Annotated in this window: 17 protein-coding genes; 10 read left to right on the top strand and 7 right to left on the bottom strand. The window is 69.2% G+C overall.

Going from position 1 to position 20,267, the window contains the following annotated elements:
* The first annotated feature begins 115 nt into the window (after window positions 1-115).
* Window positions 116-556 carry a VOC family protein gene (locus FOJ82_RS15015; RefSeq protein ID WP_143939313.1) on the top strand — a complete coding sequence of 147 codons (441 nt, stop codon included), beginning with the start codon at window positions 116-118 and terminating at the stop codon, window positions 554-556.
* A gap of 422 nt (window positions 557-978) precedes the next feature.
* Complete coding sequence (locus tag FOJ82_RS15020) at window positions 979-1,506, top strand: arsenate reductase/protein-tyrosine-phosphatase family protein (RefSeq protein ID WP_185975837.1); 528 nt, start codon at window positions 979-981, stop codon at window positions 1,504-1,506.
* Window positions 1,507-1,642: 136 nt separating this feature from the next.
* On the opposite strand, the gene FOJ82_RS15025 is transcribed toward FOJ82_RS15020, so the two are convergent.
* Window positions 1,643-2,164, bottom strand: a complete 522-nt coding sequence (locus tag FOJ82_RS15025) for a Dps family protein (protein ID WP_221933194.1) — start codon at window positions 2,162-2,164, stop codon at window positions 1,643-1,645.
* Window positions 2,165-2,371: 207 nt separating this feature from the next.
* Here FOJ82_RS15025 and FOJ82_RS15030 point away from each other — a divergent pair, with 207 nt between their 5' ends.
* Window positions 2,372-3,304 carry an AEC family transporter gene (locus FOJ82_RS15030; protein ID WP_185975838.1) on the top strand — a complete coding sequence of 311 codons (933 nt, stop codon included), beginning with the start codon at window positions 2,372-2,374 and terminating at the stop codon, window positions 3,302-3,304.
* Window positions 3,305-3,368: 64 nt separating this feature from the next.
* Here the strand turns inward: FOJ82_RS15030 and glsA are convergent, their stop codons facing one another.
* Both glsA and FOJ82_RS15040 read right to left on the bottom strand, forming a co-directional pair.
* The gene (gene glsA, locus FOJ82_RS15035; RefSeq protein WP_143939317.1) at window positions 3,369-4,304 is read right to left on the bottom strand and encodes a glutaminase A; all 936 of its coding nucleotides are present in this window, start codon (window positions 4,302-4,304) and stop codon (window positions 3,369-3,371) included.
* Window positions 4,305-4,387: 83 nt separating this feature from the next.
* A complete protein-coding gene (locus FOJ82_RS15040; RefSeq protein WP_143939318.1) occupies window positions 4,388-5,884 on the bottom strand; it encodes a DEAD/DEAH box helicase in 1,497 nt (498 codons plus the stop codon).
* A gap of 397 nt (window positions 5,885-6,281) precedes the next feature.
* On the opposite strand from FOJ82_RS15040, the gene FOJ82_RS15045 reads away from it, so the two are divergent.
* The 3 genes from FOJ82_RS15045 to FOJ82_RS16975 are packed head-to-tail and all read left to right on the top strand — an operon-like array spanning window position 6,282 to window position 7,715.
* A complete protein-coding gene (locus FOJ82_RS15045) occupies window positions 6,282-7,403 on the top strand; it encodes a glycosyltransferase family 2 protein (RefSeq protein ID WP_143939319.1) in 1,122 nt (373 codons plus the stop codon).
* 11 nt (window positions 7,404-7,414) lie between these two features.
* The gene (locus FOJ82_RS16350) at window positions 7,415-7,588 is read left to right on the top strand and encodes a hypothetical protein (protein ID WP_185975840.1); all 174 of its coding nucleotides are present in this window, start codon (window positions 7,415-7,417) and stop codon (window positions 7,586-7,588) included.
* Window positions 7,589-7,619: 31 nt separating this feature from the next.
* Complete coding sequence (locus FOJ82_RS16975; RefSeq protein ID WP_342780600.1) at window positions 7,620-7,715, top strand: hypothetical protein; 96 nt, start codon at window positions 7,620-7,622, stop codon at window positions 7,713-7,715.
* Between the two features lie 3 nt (window positions 7,716-7,718).
* Here the strand turns inward: FOJ82_RS16975 and FOJ82_RS15050 are convergent, their stop codons facing one another.
* Window positions 7,719-8,330 (bottom strand): alpha/beta hydrolase family protein, encoded by a 612-nt coding sequence (locus tag FOJ82_RS15050; RefSeq protein WP_143939320.1) that lies wholly within the window; start codon window positions 8,328-8,330, stop codon window positions 7,719-7,721.
* A 161-nt stretch (window positions 8,331-8,491) separates the two neighbouring features.
* Between FOJ82_RS15050 and FOJ82_RS15055 the strand changes: the two genes are divergently transcribed.
* Complete coding sequence (locus FOJ82_RS15055; protein ID WP_143939321.1) at window positions 8,492-10,027, top strand: MFS transporter; 1,536 nt, start codon at window positions 8,492-8,494, stop codon at window positions 10,025-10,027.
* Between the two features lie 5 nt (window positions 10,028-10,032).
* On the opposite strand, the gene FOJ82_RS15060 is transcribed toward FOJ82_RS15055, so the two are convergent.
* A complete protein-coding gene (locus FOJ82_RS15060) occupies window positions 10,033-11,232 on the bottom strand; it encodes a helix-turn-helix domain-containing protein (protein WP_143939322.1) in 1,200 nt (399 codons plus the stop codon).
* Window positions 11,233-11,360: 128 nt separating this feature from the next.
* Between FOJ82_RS15060 and FOJ82_RS15065 the strand changes: the two genes are divergently transcribed.
* From FOJ82_RS15065 to FOJ82_RS15075, 3 genes are read left to right on the top strand one after another with little or no spacing between them, the layout of a single operon-like run.
* A complete protein-coding gene (locus FOJ82_RS15065) occupies window positions 11,361-13,586 on the top strand; it encodes a glycoside hydrolase family 2 protein (RefSeq protein WP_221933195.1) in 2,226 nt (741 codons plus the stop codon).
* Window positions 13,587-13,606: 20 nt separating this feature from the next.
* Window positions 13,607-14,803 (top strand): family 1 glycosylhydrolase, encoded by a 1,197-nt coding sequence (locus FOJ82_RS15070; RefSeq protein ID WP_143939323.1) that lies wholly within the window; start codon window positions 13,607-13,609, stop codon window positions 14,801-14,803.
* A 7-nt stretch (window positions 14,804-14,810) separates the two neighbouring features.
* Window positions 14,811-17,486 carry a family 78 glycoside hydrolase catalytic domain gene (locus FOJ82_RS15075; protein ID WP_221933196.1) on the top strand — a complete coding sequence of 892 codons (2,676 nt, stop codon included), beginning with the start codon at window positions 14,811-14,813 and terminating at the stop codon, window positions 17,484-17,486.
* A 4-nt stretch (window positions 17,487-17,490) separates the two neighbouring features.
* On the opposite strand, the gene FOJ82_RS15080 is transcribed toward FOJ82_RS15075, so the two are convergent.
* Together FOJ82_RS15080 and FOJ82_RS15085 are read right to left on the bottom strand one after the other, a co-directional pair.
* Window positions 17,491-18,045 carry a YbaK/EbsC family protein gene (locus FOJ82_RS15080; protein WP_143939324.1) on the bottom strand — a complete coding sequence of 185 codons (555 nt, stop codon included), beginning with the start codon at window positions 18,043-18,045 and terminating at the stop codon, window positions 17,491-17,493.
* Between the two features lie 158 nt (window positions 18,046-18,203).
* Window positions 18,204-20,249, bottom strand: a complete 2,046-nt coding sequence (locus FOJ82_RS15085; protein WP_143939325.1) for a glycoside hydrolase family 183 protein — start codon at window positions 20,247-20,249, stop codon at window positions 18,204-18,206.
* Window positions 20,250-20,267: the final 18 nt, after the last annotated feature.

Below are 20,267 nucleotides of genomic sequence, written 5' to 3' on the forward strand. Positions count from 1 at the left end.
CATGGATGTAATCGTTTGCCATCTCAGCGAAGAGCAACCCGGAACGCGCCGCCGTAGGTGAGGACCGGGACAACCGTACGGCCGCCAAGTGCGACCAGACCGAAAGGAACTGACCATGGGTCTCCTCAACCACATCGGAGTCACCGTCGCCGACCTCGAGCGCTCCATCGAGTTCTACACGAAGCTCGGGATCCAACAGCCGCCCGCCGAGTGGGTGTTCCCGATCAGCGGCGAGTGGCTCAGCAAGCTCGTCCAGGAGGAGGGCGCCGAGATCCGCGTGGCGTTCCTGCCGGTGGAGGGCGACGTCGTCCTTGAGCTGCTGGAGTACCAGGCCCCCCAGGGTGCCAAGGACAACACCAAGCCCAACCGCGACGCCGGCGCCATGCACATCGCCCTCAACGTCGACGACGTGGACGAGGTCTACAACCGGCTCAAGGGCGAGATCGAGTTCAACTCCGAGCCCCAGACCGTGGAGATGGGCCCGTGGGCCGGAAATCGCGTCGTCTACCTCAACGACCCCGACGGCACCCCCGTGGAGCTCGTCCAGAACGTGTGACTCGTGGGGTTTGCTCCCCGAACGTGAAGCCGCTCCCCACACATCGGGAGCGGCTTCACTGTTCGGGAGCGAACCGACGACCGAGCCCCGGATAACGATTTGGTATCGCTGTCTGGCGGAGGTCGTGCAACCACGGCAAGATGTTGGTCAGGTTCCCGTGCGGGGGACCGACGACGCCGCGCTGAACTTCGGGGGAATGGACAGCGCGGCGTCCTGCGCCCTTGAGCCGGCTGCGCCGGGTTTGAAAGGTCCCTAATCGATCAACGGCGTTGTCAATCTCCTCTTCCCGCTGGTCATCTCACGTCTGATCAGGTATCACTGTGCCAACGTGAACCATCGATAGGGTTCAGGCGACGTCCCGCGGGGGGACTGGTTTTATCCAGCTGCAGCCAACGGCGGCCGCTGCGGGGGAGGGGCAGCTTGTGTTTGTTTCGTCGTCCATCGGCGCTTTCCGGATACTGACGGTCTGCACGGCCAACATCTGCCGGTCGCCAGCAGCCGAGCGCCTGCTCGCCGACGCCCTGGGCGCCGAGGTGAGGGTCTCCAGTGCCGGCACGCACGCGCTGGTGGGTGAGCCGATCGACCACAGCATGGCGCTGCGCCTGCGCCGTCGCGGCATCCGCGACGAGGGCTTCAGCGCCCGCCAGCTCAGGACGTTGCACACCCTTCGTGCCGACCTCGTGGTTCCCCTCACCACCTGGCACCGCGCCAACGTCCTCACCCGGGTCTCGTCGGCCCGGAACAAGACCTTCACCCTGCTCGAGCTCGCCCGCATCGTCGGCGCGCCCGAGTTCCCCGACGTGCCCGGCGACACGGTTCCCAAGCGGCTGCGAGCCATGGTGAGGCTCGCAGCCCGAAACCGGGCGATTGGCGAGTACGTCAGCGACGACGACGTCCCGGACCCCTACGGCCCGGGGCCCGAGACGGCGGAGGCGCCCCTTTCCAGCTGATGGAGAGTGCCGTCCAGACGATCAGCCGGGTCGCGCGCGGCTGAGGCGGCAGCGAACCGGCCCACGCAACGACCGACGCCGCGTCGGCCATCCGGGGATGGCCGACGCGGCGTCGGTTGTTCAATTCGTGCGGAGGTCAGGCGTTGCGCGGGATGCTGCTGTTGGCGACCCGGTTCTCGGCGTCGATCATCCAGGCCAGCTGCTCGATGCGCTCGAGGATGGTGTGCAGGATGTCCGCGGTGGTCGGGTCCTCCTCGTCGACCTCGTCGTGGATGCGACGAGCGGTGCCGGCCGTGGCGTAGAGCGAGGCGACGATGGCGTCGACGGTGTCGGCCGTGTCGATCTCGTCAGCCGACGGCTGGGGCAGGCTGGTCTGCTCCGCGACTGTCTTGATGCGGGCGTCCGGCGTCGCGTAGACGGCGCGCATGCGCTCGGCGACGACGTCGGTGAACTCGCGGGCTGCGGCCACGACCTCGTCCAGGACCAGGTGGGTGTCGCGGAAGTTCTTGCCCACCACGTTCCAGTGGAGCTGCTTGCCCTGGATGTGGAGGTCGGTGAGGTCCACCAGCATCTGCTGCAGGTGACCGGCGAGCTTCTCCGAGGCCTGGAAGGCCGGGTGGGCGGTGTGCGTGTCCTTGCGGTTGAGTGTCTGGGTCATGATGTGTTTCTCCCGTCTCTCTGTTGTGTGACCCATTCTTCTACGTTTTCTTGAATGATTCAAGGAAAGGGAGGCTGCCCTAAGTTAGCCGAGGGAGCTGGTCACGGGGAGCGGGAGGCCCCTGAGTCCAACCGGGAGGCCGCGCCGCCGGACGACTGGCGGGTTGTACAGTTTCGCGTGCGAGAAGATGGTGCGGGAGGTGTGCGGATGCTCGAGGTGCTGGCCGTCGTCCTGCCGCTCTACGTGCTCATCCTGCTCGGGCTCATGGCCGGTGGTGCCAAGGCGTTCAAGGGCGCCGACGCCAGCCTGAACGCCTTCGTCTACTGGTTCGCACTGCCCGCCTTCCTGTTCGACGCCATCGTCGAGGCGCCCTCGGGGGCAGGGCTGCCGCTGTCGTTCTTCGTCGTGACGTTCCTCGTCACGTTCGGGTTCTCCACACTGGTGTGGGTGGGCGCCCGGCTGGCGGGCCTGCGCAACATCGCCGCCAAGCTGACGCTCTCGGCCGGCTACGGCAACGTCGGCTACTTCGCCTTCCCGCTCATCCTCAGCCTCCTCGGACCAGCGGCCGCCCTGCCGATGGCGCTGGGATCCATGGTCCACAACCTCATCTTCATGGTGGGCTACCCCGCGCTCGCATCCGCCGGGCACACCGAGCCGGGTCGGCTGCGCAAGGCACTGCTCAAGGCAGGCCCGTACAACCCGGCGGTCATCGCCGTCGCGTTCGCCGTGTTGGTGCGCGCCCTGGAGTTGCCCGTTCCGGAGGTGGTGGCCGAGCCCATCGGACTGCTGGCGCAGGCGGTGATCCCGGTGGCGCTGTTCGCCATCGGCCTCGCGCTGCGGCCGGCCATCAAGGCGCTGCGCACGGGCGGGGCGTCGCTGCTGGCGATCCTGTCGGTGTCCCTGCTGAAGATCATCGCGCTGCCGCTGCTGACCTGGGTGGCGGCGCACTTCCTGATCCCCGACCCCACCGGCGTCCTCACCGCTACCCTCGTCCTGCTGGCCTGCATGCCCACCAGTGCCACGTCGTTCACCCTCTCGCAGGAGTTCGACGGCGACGGGCACCTCGTGGCCGCCGTCGTCGCCGTGTCCACGGTGCTCGCGCTGTTGACGGTGTCGGTGTTCAGCGCGCTGCTGGTCTGATCCTTCTGGGGGCGACTGGGGCCTTCGAGGCTCTGGGCAACTGGGTTTCCCGCACGTCAGGGGATCAGAGCTGCGCGAGGCCGGGGCGCAGCAGGTGAAGGCCCAACCCGCCGGAGAGCAGTTCGAGGGCGCGGATGCCTCGGACCGAGCTGCCGTGCTGGTCGAGTCTGGGGGAGTAGGCGGCGATCCCGCAGGTGCCCGGCACGGCCGCGATGATGCCACCGGAGATGCCGCTCTTGCCGGGGAGGCCGACGGCGGTCACCCACTCGCCCGCGTCGTCGTACATTCCGCAGGTCATCATCACCGACAGGACCTGGCGGGCGGCCCGGGACGTGAGCGAGCGTTCATCGGTGCCGGGCACGACGCCGTCGTGGGCGAGCGTGGCGGCCATCCTGGCGAAGTCGACGGTGGTGGCCTCGATGGCGCACTGGCGGGTGTAGCCCTCGACGACGTCGTGCGGGTCCGCGTCCAGGACTCCGAGGGCCTTGAGGAGGTGGGCGATGCCGAGGTTGCGGTCCGCGGATGCGAGCTCCTCCTCGAACAACTCCTCGTTGACGGACAACTCACGCCCGGCCATGTGGGACAACAGTTCGTGGACGGCCTGGAACCTCTCCGTGCAGTTCCCTCCCGGCAGTAGCGCGTGGACCGTCAGCGCCCCGGCATTGATCATGGGATTGTCCGGACGGTCGCCCTCGGCGAGTGAGATCCGGTTGAAGGCGTCGCCGGACGGTTCGACGTCGACGTGGCGGAACACCTCGTCCAGGCCGACCGTGTCGATCGCCAGCCCGTAGGCGAATGCCTTCGACATGGACTGGATTGGGAACGCGAAATCCGCGTCGCCCGCGCTGACCTGCTCGCCCCCGACATCCACCAGGGCCAGCGCGGTCAGTTCCGGGTCAACACCACGATTGACCTCGATTGGGTGGCGATCACCATCGTCGAGCTCCCTGACCTGCTTCACGATGCGGTCCAGGCGTTGGCCGAGGGCGTGGGAATCCATGCCGTTCACTCTAAGGCCGCAGAGCAACTGAAAATGGGGCGCCGGACTCACAATGAGCCCGGCGCCCCACCCAGTTGAGCTTGTCAGCGGGAGCGGAAGCTCCTGGAGAAGTCAGCGGCGCTGCGGCTGCTGCCCGCGGGGGCCGCGCCACGGGACGAACCCGCGGACGCACCGGCAGGTGCACCGCCGCGGCCACGGCGGCGCGAACCACCGTTGCCGGCCGGACGCTGGCCGCCCGAGTGCTGGCCGCCGTCGCCGGGGTGGCCGTTCTGGGTGCGGCTGCCGCTCTGGCCGCCGCGGCGAGCACCGCCCCCGCCACCGCCGCCGGAGCGACGACGACCGCCGCCGGCGCCCTGCGGCTGCGCGGGCTGGGTGTTCACGCCTGCGAGCTTGGCCGCCTCGTCGGCGGTCAGGTAGGTGCGGGCGCCCGGTGCGAGGGTGCTGAGGATCTCGTGGCCAGGGGTGGCGGAGGTGAAGGTCGGGTTGATCTTCGCCAGGCGCAGCAGCGAGCGAACGTCGTTGCGCTGGCTCGGCAGCTCCAGCGTCACGACGGTCCCGGCGTTGCCCGCACGTGCCGTGCGACCGGAGCGGTGCAGGTAGGCCTTGTGCTCGGTGGGCGGGTCGGCGTGCACGACGAGGCCGACGTCGTCGACGTGGATGCCGCGGGCGGCGATGTCGGTGGCGACGAGGGTCTGGACGCGGCCGGAGTGGAACGCGTCCATGTTGCGGGTGCGGGCGTTCTGCGACAGGTTGCCGTGCAGGTCGACCGTCGGGATGCCCATGCCGATGAGCTGCTTGGCCAGCTTCTTCGCGCCGTGCTTGGTGCGGGTGAAGATGATCGTGTTGCCCGGGGCGGCGGCGAGCTCGGCCAGCACCTGGGTGCGCGAGTCGTTGTCGATGCGCAGGACGTGGTGGTCCATGGCGGTCACGGGGGAGAGCTCGGAATCGGCCTCGTGCGTGATGGGGTTGTGCAGGAACTGCTTGACCAGCGTGTTCACGCCCGCGTCCAGGGTGGCCGAGAACAGCATCCGCTGGCCGTTGTTCGGGGTGGCCTGGAGGATGCGGCGGACGCCGGGCAGGAAGCCCATGTCGGCCATGTGGTCGGCCTCGTCGATGACGGTGATCTCGATCGCGGACAGGTCGGCGAGGCCCTGGCCCATCAGGTCCAGCAAGCGGCCGGGGCAGGCGATCAGGACGTCGACGCCGCGCTGCAGCGCCTTGGCCTGCGGGTTCTGGCCGACGCCGCCGAACACGACGGTGGACGTCAGCCCGGCGGGCTTCTCCAGCGTGACGAGCGACTCGTGCAGCTGGGTGGCCAGCTCACGGGTGGGGGCGAGGATGAGCGAGCGCGGCTTCCTGGCCTGCTTCGGCTTGTTCGACTCGACCAGCCGCGCCACGAGGGGCAGCAGGAACGCGAACGACTTGCCGGAGCCGGTACGGCCACGGCCCAGGACGTCGCGCCCGGACAGGGAGTCCGGCAGCGTCGCGGCCTGGATGGGGGTGGGGATGGTGATGCCACGTCCCGCAAGAGCGGTAACGAGGTTGGCGGGCACGCCGAGGCGTGCGAAATCTGAAGACAAGTGGGTACCTATCGGGAGCTGTCTCACCGGGGTGCAAGTGCTGTGAAGCGAAGAGCGGCGTCCAGCAGGATTTGGATTGACCTGCGCGCCAGCGGCCCGAGGCAAGACTGAGCGGACCGACCCCCGAAGATTACCAGCCTCTGGACGTCCGCGACGAATCGGTCACCGGCGCGGCCGCGTCGCGGCGAACCGAAGTCCGCGCAGTGGGGAAAGTTGCGGATTCAAACGCACCCTCAAGTTTGGGACTCCTCAGGGTGCAAGACTTTCCAAACTTTCCGAATATCGGCCCGTTTGAGTTGCCAGTCGGGATGCGGATGCGTAGCGTCCGGATTGCTCGCCCGTGAGGCAGTTCCAGTGTGGAACGAACCGGGGAGCTTCTATCCGGGGGGACAGAGACATGATGGTGGGCACTGGTGTTGCGTGCGCCCAAAACCGGGGTGCGCGCGACGGCCTGAGGCTGGTGGTGCTGGTGCCGGCGTACAACGAGGCGGACTCCATCGGCGCGACGCTGGCCGCGGTCCTGGACCAGACCCGACCGGCTGACCTGGTGGTCGCCATCCCCAACGGTTGCACCGACGACACCGCCGCCGTGGCACGGAGCTACGGGGTGGAGGTGATGGAACTCCCACGCCTCGAGCACAAGAAGTCCGAGGCCCTCAACCTGGCCTGGGACGCCTACGCCCGCGACGCCGACGTGGTGATCTGCCTCGACGCGGACACCGCCCTGCCGAGCAACGCCCTGGCCGACTGGGTCCGTGAACTCGACGGTGACCCGACGCTGGGCGGATCCTCCAGCAAGTTCACGATGCGCGGCCGGGACTACCTGACCCGGCTGCAGCGCGCTGAGTTCGCGGCCTGGACCGACACCGCGCTGCGCCGCGGCTACACGACCGTCCTGGCCGGCACCGGCTGTGCCATCAGCGGCAAGGCCCTTCGCGACGTCGTCGCCCGGACCGGGCAGCCCGGCCCGTGGAGCTACGCCAGCCTCACCGAGGACTGGCTCCTCACCTACGAGATCCGGCGCCTCGGCTACCGGTGCCACGTCTCACCGACGGTGCGTGCCTACACCGACTCGATGCGCACCCACCGCGCCCTGCTCGGCCAGCGGATGAAGTGGCAGGTGGGCACCGTCGAGGACTTGTTGCGCGTCGGCGTCAACCGCTACACCGCCCTCGACTGGTGGCAGCAGTTCGCGGGGCTCGCGATGGCCGCGCTACGGATCGCGTGGGCGCTGCTGGTGGTGGCGCTGCTGCTCACGGGCACGTTCACGCCGTCGCTGCTGTGGTGGGTGGCGGTTCCAGCCATCTTCGCGCTCGGCCAGGGCCTGCTCACGTTGCGGATCCCGCATCGCGACTGGATGGACGTCGTCCTCGGCTTCGCAATCCTGCCCGCGGAGCACTTCGCCTGGCTGCGCGCCTACTGGTTCCTGCGCGGCTGGGGCAAGGCCCTGCGTTCACACTTCACCGGCAAGCAAGAAGATCTCTGGGCTGCACAGTCAGTCGCCGAGATCGCCAACTGAAAGGAAACAACATGTACGGATCAATGGGTCTCCCGGCTCCCGCAATCGCCGGCGGAGGGCTGCTCTTCGGTGCCATCCACGTCTCATCCCTGATGCTCGCAGCAGTCGCGTTCCTGATGCTGCTGGCGATGGTCTACCTCGTGGTGCGCACCATGTCCCGCCGGGCGGCCGACCAGCGTCCCTGAACCGACCCACCGCACGCAGGGTTGGGTCTCTGTGGTCAACCCCGGAGCGGGCACGCGGGAGCTGGTGCTCGACCTGCTTCGCTGGGCCCACGAGGCCGCCCGCCGACGCGCGGAGCGCCGCGGCTGAGCCTCACCCGAGCAGGGAGCCCAGCCACTCCCCGACCGCCGCGCGGATGGTGGCGTGGTCCTTCTTCAGGGAGTGGTCGCCCGCGACGACGACCAGCCGGCCGGCCGATGGGGGAGTCGGCCTGCCGAACGGGTCGGAGGCGCCCTGGACGATGAGCGCGGGCACGGCGACGGCGTCGAGTTCCGGCTGTCGGGTCTTCTCCGGCTTGCCCGGCGGGTGCGTCGGGAACGCGAGGCAGACGACGCCGCTGCTTCGGGTCTCGGACCAGGTCCGGCACGCCACCCGCGCGCCGAACGAGCGGCCGCCGGTGACCAGCGGGATCCCCGCGAACTCACCCTTTCCCAGGTGGGCCGCCACCGCGATCCACGCGACGCCCGCCTGCGCTATCGGCGCTGGGGCACGGCGGCCGGCAACCCGGTAGGGCTGCTCCACCAGTGCGACGGCGCAACCGACGGCCAGCGCCGATGCCGTGGCCGCCTGCAGGTCGGGGGCGGTGATCCCGCCGCCGGCGCCGTGGCCGAGCATGAGCATGCCCGCGGGCGCGCCGTCGGGGTGGTGGAGGTGCACCCGCGCCGGGCCGTGTGGCGTCGGCGCCTCCGAGATCTCCGGATCCATGCCGCAAGCCTAGGAGCGCCGAGCTCACGTGAGGGAATCCTGCTATTGGACGCGCTTCTGTTCTACTGGTTCCGGATCGCAGGCGTTAGTGTCGGGCAATCCGTTGACGCAGGAAGATCTGGTTGCGGACACGAGTTCATTCAAAGGAGTGTGGACGCACGATGGCAAGAACCAAGAAGCTCACCGCGAGCGAGATCGACGGCGTCGACTACAGGCGGGCGAAGACCTGGCGGATCGCCCTGTCCCAGGCCAACAACGGCTCGGCGATGATCTTCTACGTCCTGGTCGGGCTGATGAGCTACCTGCAGAACGCGGGGTACGGGATCGCCGTGGCCGTGGCCGGCATCATCCTGACCGTCACCCGCGTCCTCGACGGAATCATCGACCCCGTGCTGGCGATCGTGATGGACAAGGTCAACTTCCGTCACGGGAAGCTGCGGTTCTTCATGCTCGTGGGCTGGGCGATCCGTTCGTTCGCCGTCCTGCTGTTGTTCGTGTGGGGCTCGGACAAGGGACTCGGTCCCGTGTTCTTCATCGCGGTGTACGTGGTCTACATCATCGGCTCGTCCACCAACGACATCGCGGGCAACATGATCCCACCCGTCATGACCAACGACCCGAAGCAGCGGCCCACCATCCAGGTGTGGGCCACCATCTACGCCTACCTGGTGCCGATGTTGTTCACCATCGTCTCGACGGTGGCGATCCTGCCCAGGCACGGCAACGAGTACACCGTCGGGATGCTGCAGGAGACCGCACTGGTCTTCATCGCCTCCTCCCTGTTCTTCCAGATCCTGGCCTGCGTCGGCGTCTCGGAGGCCGACAAGCCCGAGAACTTCGCCCACATCACCGCCAAGGAGGAGGAGAGCGGCGTCTCGCTCAAGGACATGTGGAGCGTGCTCGCCCACAACGGACCCTTCCAGCGCTTCCTGATCTCCGCCGCCTCGGACAAGCTGGCGCAGCAGGTGGGCGCGCAGGCCGTCGTCACCACGATGCTGTTCGGGATCATGCTGGGCAACATCCAACTCGGCACCATCATGGGTCTGATCACGATGCTGCCCTCCATCGTCTTCGCGATCATCGGCGCACGCCACTCCGGCAAGCACGGCGCGCGGCGCTCGGTCGTGACCTGGACGTGGGCGTGCCTTGCGGCGGCAGTCGCCCTGGTCGTCTTCTGCCTGGCCGTCGACACGCGCGCCATCCTGACGAGCATTCCCCTGATGATCGGCTTCTTCGGCCTGTACCTGCTGCTCAACGGCGCCAAGATGTGCGTCACCACGGCGTCCGGTGCAATGCGCGCCGACATCGTCGACCACGAGCTGGACCGCTCCGGCAAGTACCTGCCGGCCGTGGTCACGGCCACCTACAACTTCATCGACCAGATCGTGTCCTCCCTGGGCGCCGCCATCGCGCTGGGCTCCGTCGCGCTCATCGGCTTCAGGACGGTCATGCCGCAGCCCAACGACGGGCTGACCACGTCGATCCTGTTCGTGACACTGGCGCTGTTCCTGGGCCTGCCGGTCCTGGGCTGGGTCTGCACGCTGGTCGCGATGCGCGGCTACACGCTCACCCGTGAGGAGATGATCGAGGTCCAGCGACGCGTCAGCGACAAGAAGGCCGCCGTCCTGACGGGGGCTCCCGAGGCAGAGGCCGTCCCGCAGTCGGTCGGGCTGGACGGCCCCGAGACCTTGGGCTGAGCCGTTCAGCCCTCGGTGTGCTGGCGCCGGTACGCGGTGGGCGTCAGTTGGTGGACGGACTTGAAGACCTTCACGAAGTAGTTCGCGTCCTCGTAGCCGACGTAGGCGGCGATGCCGCTCACCGGCTGGGCCGTGGTGACCAGCAGGTGGGCGGCGCGCGCCACCCGCTCCTGTGCGACGTGCTCGGAGATGGTGTGGCCGGTCTCGGCCTTGAACCGCCGGGCAAGGTGCGACTCCGAGACGTGCAGCCGGGCCGCGATCTGCCTCGAGGACACGTTGTGGCTCAGGTGCAGCGAGATCTCGTCCATCACCTGCCGCACCAGTCGTGAGTACGGGCGGCGACGGTGCCGCTGCACGTGCCTGCAGAACTCGCTGACCATCGACGAGATCGCCTGACTCGTCCGGTTCACGTCTGCCGCGGGCCCGGCTCGGTGCAGTCGTTGCGCGTGGGTCTGGGAGATGGCGTCGATGGTGACCGGCGGCAACCCGCCCTGCTGCGCCGCCACCCTGGCCATGATGCGCAGGATCGTGGCACCGAGCAGCGGCGTGTTCAGATAGCTCGGCGGCTGGGGGATGCCGCTCATGCCCTGCAGCGCTGCGAAGGCGCGCTCCTCGTCGCCCTCCGAAACGGCGTTCATGAACTCCTGTTCCACCGCGTAGCGCTCGTTGATCACCTCGAACGACGCCGAGTGCGGGGGCTCCCCGGCGCCGGGCGTGATCGGGCCGGTGGTGCCGCTCACCCGCTGCATCCCCACCACGCTCTGTCCGTGTCCCGCCAGCTCGGCCAACGCCATCGCGCCGCGCCGGACGTACTCGGTGTCCACGATCGGGAACCGGGCCCGGTAGAGCTTGTAGGCCTGCAGGTGCGCACTGGGGATCCGCAGCTGGCCCAGCAGTGCCTCGGCGTCGCCCGGATGGAGGCCCTGCCCGGTGTACGGCCCCACCACCACCAGTTCCCCGCCCAGCCAGAACACCGTGACCGCCATTCCGAGCGGCTCCTGGATCTCGTGCACCACCGACTTGTCCATGTGGGTCACGAAGTCGACGAGGTAGGCCTGGGTCAGCACCGGCTGCAGCCCGATGTCGAAGCAGTTGGCCTCCTGGAAGGTGGCAAGGAACTCCCGCGGCGCGTCGGTCAGCGCGACCGAGCAGCCGAGGATCGACTCCAGGAAGCGACGGTGGTCCTCGAGTTCTGCTGCTGTCATCTCCGCCTGCCTTCCGAGGAGTGCGGGAATCGTTCTGTTCGTGCTGCCCAGTTTCTATCACACTGCGGTGGGGGTTGTTAGCGTGTGGTCAGCGCGGAAACCGTCGCGCCGGGTCGAAGGGGACATGGATGAGTCGAATGGGCAGGGACGTCGAGTTGGTCAACGACGATTGGGCGTTCGCCGCCGCGGAGCTGCCAGTGAACTCGTCCTGGGACGACGTCCGGGAGGCCGGCGCAACGATCAGCCTGCCGCACACCTGGAACGCGATCGACGGGCAGGACGGCGGCAACGACTACCGCCGCGGCCGCAGCACCTACGCCCGGAGATTGCCTGCGCAACCCGCCGACGGCGAGACCTGGCTGGAGTTCCGCGGCGTCAACTCCGCGGCCGAGGTCCACGTCAACGGCGTCCACGTCGGAAGCCACCAGGGCGGGTACTCCACGTTCAGGGTTGACATCACCGACGCACTCGGCCCCGAGAACGTCGTGCTGGTAATCGTCGACAACTCGCGCAACACCTTCGCCTATCCCCAGCGCGCGGACTTCACCTTCTACGGCGGCATCTACCGCGACGTCCACCTGATCCGCGTGGCCCGCACCCACTTCGCCCTGGACCACGACGGCGGCCCCGGTGTCACTGCCACCCCCGAGCTCCTCGGGACGGACGCGCACGTCCGGTTGCAGGCAGACCTGACCGGCGGTGACGAGGTGCGCTTCAGCATCGACGGCGTCGCCTCCCGGACCGTGCCCGTGCGGGACGCCGTCGCGGAGGCCTCCATCACCATCCCCGACGTCCGCCGCTGGCACGGCCTGCGGGACCCCCACCTCTACGAACTCGCCGCAGAACTGCTCCTCGACGGCGACGTCGTCGACCGGGTCGAGCTGCGGTTCGGCTGCCGGGAGTTCGAGGTGGACCCGGCGCGCGGCTTCATCCTCAACGGCGAGGAGTACCCCCTGCGCGGCGTCTCGCGGCACCAGGACTGGGAGGGCGTCGGGAACGCCATCACACCGGAGATGATGGAAACCGACATGGCGCTCCTGAGGGAATTGGGCGCCACCACGGTCAGGCTGGCGCACTACCAGCACGACCAGCACTTCTACGATCTCTGCGACGAGGCCGGCATCGTCGTGTGGGCCGAGATCCCGCAGATCACCGAGTTCCTGCCGGAAGGCAAGGCCGACGCGACCAGCCAACTCACCGAGCTGATCGTGCAGAACCGCCACCACGCCAGCATCGTGTGCTGGGGGCTGTCCAACGAGATCACAGTCACGGGCAACGGCCCGGAGGTGCTCGCGGCCCACCGGGAGCTGGACGAGCTGGCGCACCGCCTGGACCCGACGCGCCTGACCACGATGGCTCACCTGTTCCTGCTCGAGACCGACGATCCACTGGTGGGCGTGCCAGACGTGATGTCCTACAACCTCTACTTCGGCTGGTACGTCGGCGAGGTGGCCGACAACGACACCTGGCTCGACGACTTCCACGCCGCCCACCCGGGCACCGCCATCGGCCTGGCCGAGTACGGGGCCGACGCCAACCTGCGGCTCCAGGCGGCCGAACCCGTGCGCGGCGACTACTCCGAGCAGTACCAGGCCGGCTACCACGAGCACATGCTCGAGATGATCGAGGCCCGCCCCTGGCTGTGGGCCACGCACGTGTGGAACCTCGCCGACTTCGGCTCCGACGGCCGCGACGAGGGGGGAGTGGCGGGCCGCAACCTGAAGGGCCTGGTCAGCTTCGACCGCACCCAGCGCAAGGACGCCTTCCACCTCTACAAGGCCGCCTGGAGCAACGAGCCCTTCGTGCACGTCTGCGGACGGCGCCGCGTGGATCGGGCCGAGGCGGTGACGGAGGTGACGGTCTACTCGAACCAGCCCGAGGTGTCGCTGCTGTGCGACGGCGAGCCCGTGGCCACGACCGCCGGACGCCTGGTGTTCCACTTCGAGGTCCCCCTCAGCGACGAGCACGAGATCCGCGCCGTCGCGGGGGAGCAGTCCGACTCCATCCGCGTGAGGCGCGTCGCCGAACCGGACCCGGACCAGAGCCTCCAGGCCGCGCAGGTCGTCAACTGGTTCGACGCCGAAGAGTTGCCCAGCCCCGAGGGCTACTTCTCCGTGCGGGACAGGCTCTCCGACATCAAGGCCTCGGAGCAGGGCGCGGCCATAATCGACCGGCTGATGCGGGCCGCGGCCGCCAGCCGAGGCGACGTCGCCCAGAACGTCGAGATCCCGGCGGCGATGCAGGCCATCGTCGACCGCATGACCGTCGAGACGTTGCTGCGCCAGGCCGGGGCCGCGCTCCCGGCCGAGCAGATCGCGCAACTCAACGCCAGCCTCAACCAGATCGCCAAGTAGCACCGAAAGAAGGACCAACGATGATGCAGTTCCCCGACGGCTTCCTCTGGGGCGCCGCCACCGCTCCCCACCAGATCGAGGGCAACAACACCAACTCCGACTTCTGGGCAAACGAGGGACGCGTGCCCGGCATGGAGCGCAGCGGCGACGCCTGTGACTCCTACCACCGCTACCCCGAGGACATCCGGCTGATGGCTGACGCTGGCCTCAACACCTACCGTTTCGGGATCGAGTGGGCACGGGTGGAACCCGCCGAAGGGATCATCTCGAATGCCTCCCTCGCGCACTACCGCAGGATGATCGACGCCGTGCTCGAGGCCGGCATGAAGCCGTTCGTCACCCTCCACCACTTCACCAACCCGCGCTGGTTCGCCGAGGCCGGCGGCTGGCTGGACGACGGCGCCGTCGCCCGCTTCGAGAACTACCTGCGTGCCGTCACCGGCATCCTCGACGGTGTCGAGTGGGTGGTCACCATGAACGAGCCCAACATGCTCTCGATGATGACCGCGATGGAGCGCGCGATGCGCACCGGCCAGCAGGACGGCCAGTGGCACAGCCCCACCACCGACGACGGCCCCCGCCCGGTGCTGCCCGCGCCCGACGAGGAGATCGGCAAGCGGTTCATCGACGTCCACCACGTCGCCCGCGCCATCGTCCGCGAGAACACGGACGCCAAGGTGGGCTGGAGCGTCGCCAACCGCGCCTTCGTCGCCCGGCCCGGCGGCGAGGACCGGATGGCGCAGCTGCGGTGGACCTGGGAGGACCTGTACCTCTCCGGCTCGGAGGGGGACGATTTCGTCGGGGTGCAGTCGTACTCGAGCCAGTGGGTGGATGCCGACGGGATCGAGCCGTACCCGCCGCACCCGGACAACACCCTCGTGGGGACCGCATACCGCCCGGACGCGCTCGGGATGGCCGTCCGCCACACGCATGAGGTGACGGGGTTGCCGATCGTGGTGACCGAGAACGGCATCGCCACCGACGACGACGCCCGCCGCATCGCTTACACCACCGGAGCGCTCGAGGGCCTGGCCGCAGCAGTCGACGCCGGCGCGGACGTGCTCGGCTACCTGCACTGGAGCCTGCTCGACAACTACGAGTGGGGACACTGGCGCCCGACCTTCGGGCTGGTTGCAGTGGACCGGACCACCTTCGAGCGCACGCCCAAACCGAGCCTCGCCTGGCTCGGGAACGTCGCCCGCAACAACGGATTGTGATGCAGCAGTGACCCAGCCGATGACCGTCGTCCCCACCGCCCCCACCCGCCTGCGGACCGACGGCGGCGGAGACGCGTTCCCCGTAACCGGAGCCGCGCCCAGGTTCTCGTGGTGGCCGCCCGCCGAAGTCGGACGCGTGCTCGGCGCCGAGCTCGAGGCGCGCGTCGAGGGCCGGGCGCTGCAGCCGGTGGCGGTCGACGCCGGGCAGCAGTTCGTGGCATGGCCCTGGCCGGAGCTGCGCAGCAGGCAGCGCGTCGAGTGGCGGGTGCGCGTCGCGGGGGAGCGCGGCCGCAGTGAGTGGTCGGCGTGGGCGTCGTTCGAGGTCGGACTGCTGGAGGGGGACTGGGAGGCCCGCTGGATCTCCCCGCACGAGGCTGAGGACGCCGGGCACGGGAACCGGCCCGCACACCGTCTCTCAGTGACCTTCGACGTGGGTGACGACGTGGCGCGGGCCAGGCTCTACAGCACGGCGCTGGGGCTCTACGAGGCTTTCGTCAACGGGTCGCGCGCCGGAACCGCCGAACTCCTGCCGGGCAGCACCTCCTACGCCGAGACCCTGTACGCCCAGGCGTTCGACGTGACCGGAGCGGTCCGGGCCGGCTCGAACCGGCTCGAGCTCCTGCTCAGCGACGGCTGGTACCGGGGGCAGGTGGGTGCCTTCCGCATCCCGTCCGGCTGGGGCGACACCCTGGCGGCCAGGGTGGAACTCCACCTGGAACTCGCCGACGGATCAAGGCGCGTGGTGCGCAGCGACGGGAACTGGACGAGCGCACCGTCGCAGATCGTCCGGGCTGACCTGATGGCAGGCCAGAGCACCGACTTCACCGCCGTCCCCGGCCCCGCGGCACCCGTGGTGGTGGACGCGGTCCGGGGACCGCGGATCGACTGGTCCCCCGCGCCGCCGGTGCGAGTGGTGGAGACGCGTCGACCGGTCTCGGTCCGACGTGTCTCGGAGACCGTGGTGGTGGCCGACTTCGGGCAGAACGCGTCGGGCTGGGTGCGCCTCAGCGACCTCGGTCCCGCGGGCACCCGGACGGTGATCGACCACGGGGAGTTCGTCGGCCCCGACGGTGACCTCGACACCCGGCACCTCGACTCGACCCACCGCGAGGGCGGCCGGACGGAGTTCGTGCAACGCGACGAGGTGGTCTCCGACGGCGTCGCGACCGTCTTCGAGCCCCGGCACACGGTCCACGGCTTCCAGTACGCGCGCCTGGAGCGCCACGGCGCACCCCTCGACCCGGCAGCCGTCGAGATGCGGATCGTCCACACCGACCTGCGACCGACCGGCACCTTCGCCTGCAGCGACCCCGACCTCAACCGACTGCACGAGATCGCCGATTGGAGCTTCCGCGGCAACGCCGTCGACGTGCCCACCGACTGCCCCACCCGTGAGCGGCTCGCCTGGACCGGCGACTACCAGGTGTTCGCCCCCGTGGCCACGCGCCTGTACGACGTGCTGGGCTTCAGCCGCAAGTGGCTGCGCTCGGTCCGCGACGACCAACTCGACGACGGCCGCATCCCCAACTTCGCGCCCGACGGGCGGCGCATCAAGCACAACCTGGACGACCAGCTGGCGATGATGACGGGCTCGGCCGGCTGGGGCGACGCGATCGTCGCCGTCCCGTGGGAACTCCACCGGTCCTACGGGGACACCGAGGTGTTGTCGGAGAACTGGAACGCGATGGTCCGCTGGGTGGAGTGGGCGCTGGGCAACGCCCGCACGGCCCGCCACCACTCACGGGTGGAACGATCGCCCGAACCGCTGCCGCACGAGCAGTACCTGTGGGACGGCTCGTTCCACTGGGGCGAGTGGACCGAGCCGCGGGCCAGGGCCGCCGACGGTTCGCGCATCGACCCCGTCCAGGACAATCCCATGGCCTGGTTCATGGCGGACAAGGGCGAGATCGGCACCGCCTACCTCTACCGATCCACGCTCACCCTGGCGCGGGTGGCCGGAGTGCTCGGACGCACCGACGACGCGGCGCGCTACGCGCAGGTGGCCGAACACGTCCGCGATGCGTGGCGCACCGAGTTCCTGAGGGCAGACGGCCGCACCGCGGCCGACACCCAGGCGAACTACGTCCGCGCGTTGGCCTTCGACCTGATCCCCGAGCCGCTGCGAGCGGCCGCGGCCGATCGCCTGGTGCAACTCATCCGCGAGGCCGACACCCACCTCAGCACCGGATTCCTCGCCACCGGGGAACTGCTCCCCGTGCTCGCCGACACCGGCCACGCCGACGTCGCCCACCAACTGCTGTTCCGGCGCACGCCGCCGTCCTGGCTGTACATGGTGGACAAGGGCGCCACCACCATCTGGGAGGACTGGGAGGGCATCGACGAGAACGGCGAGGCGCACGAGTCGCTCAACCACTACAGCAAGGGAGCCGTGGTCCGCTTCCTCCACACCCACACCGTGGGACTGCGCCAGGACGCCGGTTCGGTCGCGTGGCGGGCGTTCACCGTCGCCCCCGTACCGCCGCCGGCCGTCGACTGGGCGGAGGGGACGCACGAGAGCCCGAGCGGCACCATCCGGGTGCGGTGGGAGATCGTCGACGGCGTGCTGGAGTTGTCCGTGACCGTCCCTACCGGCTCGAGCGCCACCCTGCGGCTGCCCGACGGAACCACCGAGGTGGTTGAAGGACCGGCCCGGGTGGATCGCCGCAGCGCGATCTCGGCCTGACCGATCAGTCGGCCACGGGCGGGGCAGGGATGGTCAGCGCCATCACCTCGACGCCGGGCAGCTTGGCCAGGTCGGTGCCGCGGATGGCCACCTTGCTGCCCCTGATGCCCGAGCCGATTACGAGCCAGCCCGCGGCCGCGACCGCGTCGTCGACGAGGATCGGCCAGTCCGCGGGGAGGCCGATCGGCGTGATGCCGCCGTACTCCATGCCGCTCATCGACGTGGCCGTCTCCATCGCCGCGAACGAGATCTTGCGGACGTCGAGGTGCTTCTTGATGGCCTTGTTGACGTCGGCCCTGTCCGTGGCCAGCACCATCACCGCCGCGCGGGTGGTGCGCTCGCCACGTCGACCTTCCACCACCACACAGTTCGACGACTCCGCCATGGTGACGTCGTAGGCCTCGCAGAAGGCGGCCGTGTCGGCCAGGTCCGGGTCTATGGGGGCGACCCACGCGTCGAGTCCCGTGATGGCTGCGGCCGTGGCCGGGGCGAGGAGGTCGATTGCCTGTGCTGCCGGCTTCCAGTCCAGGTTGCCGGGGAGGTCCGTGGGGTTTGTCATGGCCTCCAGCGTAGTCAGCGACTGTGTTGCGGAAGGCGCGGCAGACGGCGCCCAGCGCGACAGTGTTGCGGTGGCGTCGGCGCGGAGGTGGGCGCCCGCGGCACGCGAGAGGTCCGGACCGGCCCCGATCGGGGGCGGCCCGGACCTGGGCGGATTCGTCAGCTGAAGCGGACGATGTTGTTGAAGACCATCTTGGTCACCACGCGGTAGGCGTTGCCGACCCGCTCGATGACCTGTGCCTCGGCGTAGCTGCGGCAACCGTTGCCACCGGTGGAGGGCGTGTTGCACTCGGTGCGCCAGCGGCGGCCGTCGGTACCGGTGAACTCACCCGGCGTCGCCAGCGGGTTGCCCACCCACAGTGACTTCGGCGAGGGCGTGTAGGTGAGGTTGTTGAACGCCCAGCCGTTGACCTGGTGGAAGTGGCCGTCGAGCTGCTTGATCTGGGTGGCCCAGATGTAGGTCCAGCAGCGATCGGTCTGCGAGTACGGCTCGCACACCGTCATCCAACGGCGCCCGTTCACGTCGTGGAACCCCGGCGTGATGTAGAGGTCCTCAGTCGGCGGGTCCGTCGGTTCCTGCGTCGGTTCCTCGGTGGGTTCCTGCGTCGGCTCCTCGGTCGGCTCCTCCGTCGGCTCCTCGGTGGGAGGCGTGCCGGGATCGCTGATGGCCACCAGGTTGATGTTGTCGCCCTGCACCCAGCGGTCGGCGGTCATCGTCGAGCCGGCGAACACGTCCACGAGGGTGTGTGCCCCGCTGTTGAACTCGACGGTGAACTTCGTGTACTCGGCGAGGTCGCCGAAGGTCTCCTGCGCGACGACGACGCCGCCCGGTCCGCTCTGCCGCACGCCGAGGAAGCCCTCGCCGGCGCCGCCGCCGGCCGAGTCGCCAGTGGTGAACCAGCCGGTCAGCCGGTAGTCGGTGTACGGGGTGAGCGTCACCTGCTGGGTCACCTGCTGCGTGCCCGCGTTCATCCGCACCCAGAACTGCCGGAAGCCGACCTTCGCCCAGGCGGAGTTGGTGTCGATGCCGCCGGCGCCCTGCAGGGTCCAGCCGCCCTCGACGTTGATCGCGTCGCTCATCTCGAACGAGGCGTCTCGCAGCAGGTTGGGTCGGATGACCTGGCCCGCGTCGTCGAGGCTTGCGTGCATCAGCGCCACGTTGTAGCCGTTCCAGATGGACAGCGCGAAGTACAGCTCGTCGGGCTCGGACCACGGGTGGATGTAGCCGCCGTAGAGCCCGGGGTACTCGGCCTGCGTGGCCAGGATCTGCTCATCGCCCCAGGAGGTGGGGGAGTCGCCGACCCGCAGCACCAGGTCCGCGTTGGTGTTCAGGTAGACCATGTGCCACTGCTCGGTCTCGGGGACGTAGCGCACTGACAGCTCGGCGACGGCGGGGTCGATGATGGACTGGACGGCCGAGTAGTCGCTGTTCCAGGCGGTGCCGTCCCAGTACTCGTAGGCCTCCTTGTCCAGCATCTGGTCCTCGGCGACGCGCCCCACCGACGCCGCCCCCAGGCGGCCGTTCGGCGTGCCGAACATGTAGACGTAGCCGTCGGCCCGGGTGTAGGCGAGCATCTGGAACGGGTCGTCGTCAGCCTCCGTGTTCTCCCACCTCGGGGCACCCTCGATGGACCAGGTCTGGCCACCGTCGTCGGAATAGGCGAGCTGGCTGAAGTTGGTCCACCACTCACCGGGCGGGCCCCACTCGCGCACGGACATGTAGGCCATGTACTGCCGGCCGTCGACCTCGATGCCGGCGGTCGGGATGGTGGTGTGCTCCTCGCCGGGCACCTTCTGCGAGCCGATGATCTCGACCGCCTGGCCGGACTCGTCGGTCAGTGCCCAGTCGAAAGCCATGCCGTCGGACAGGTCGGTGTCCGAGGAGCGCAGCAGCACGTTGCTGCGCCAGTTCCCGGTGCCGGCGCCGGAGCCGCCCGGCACGGCGAACGTGTCGCCGAAGGCGGTCAGCACGTTGCCGGTGCCGTCGTCCCACATGATGCCCAGGTCGGTGGCGCCGATGTCCCAGACCTCGGCGGTGTCGGTGGTGGCCCCCGCGCCGGTGATCTCGTCGATCAGGGTGGCGGGGGAGATCGGCGGAAGGTCGCCCTCCGCGGCGACGGCGTCACCGAGCGTCGCCCCGGTGGCGGCCAGCGCCCCCGTGGTTAGCGTGACGATAAAACGATTACTTAGTTTTCTACGCGTCATCGTGTTTCCTCCGGTAGC

The organism is Tessaracoccus rhinocerotis (assembly GCF_007197885.1).
Lineage (GTDB): Bacteria > Actinomycetota > Actinomycetes > Propionibacteriales > Propionibacteriaceae > Arachnia > Arachnia rhinocerotis.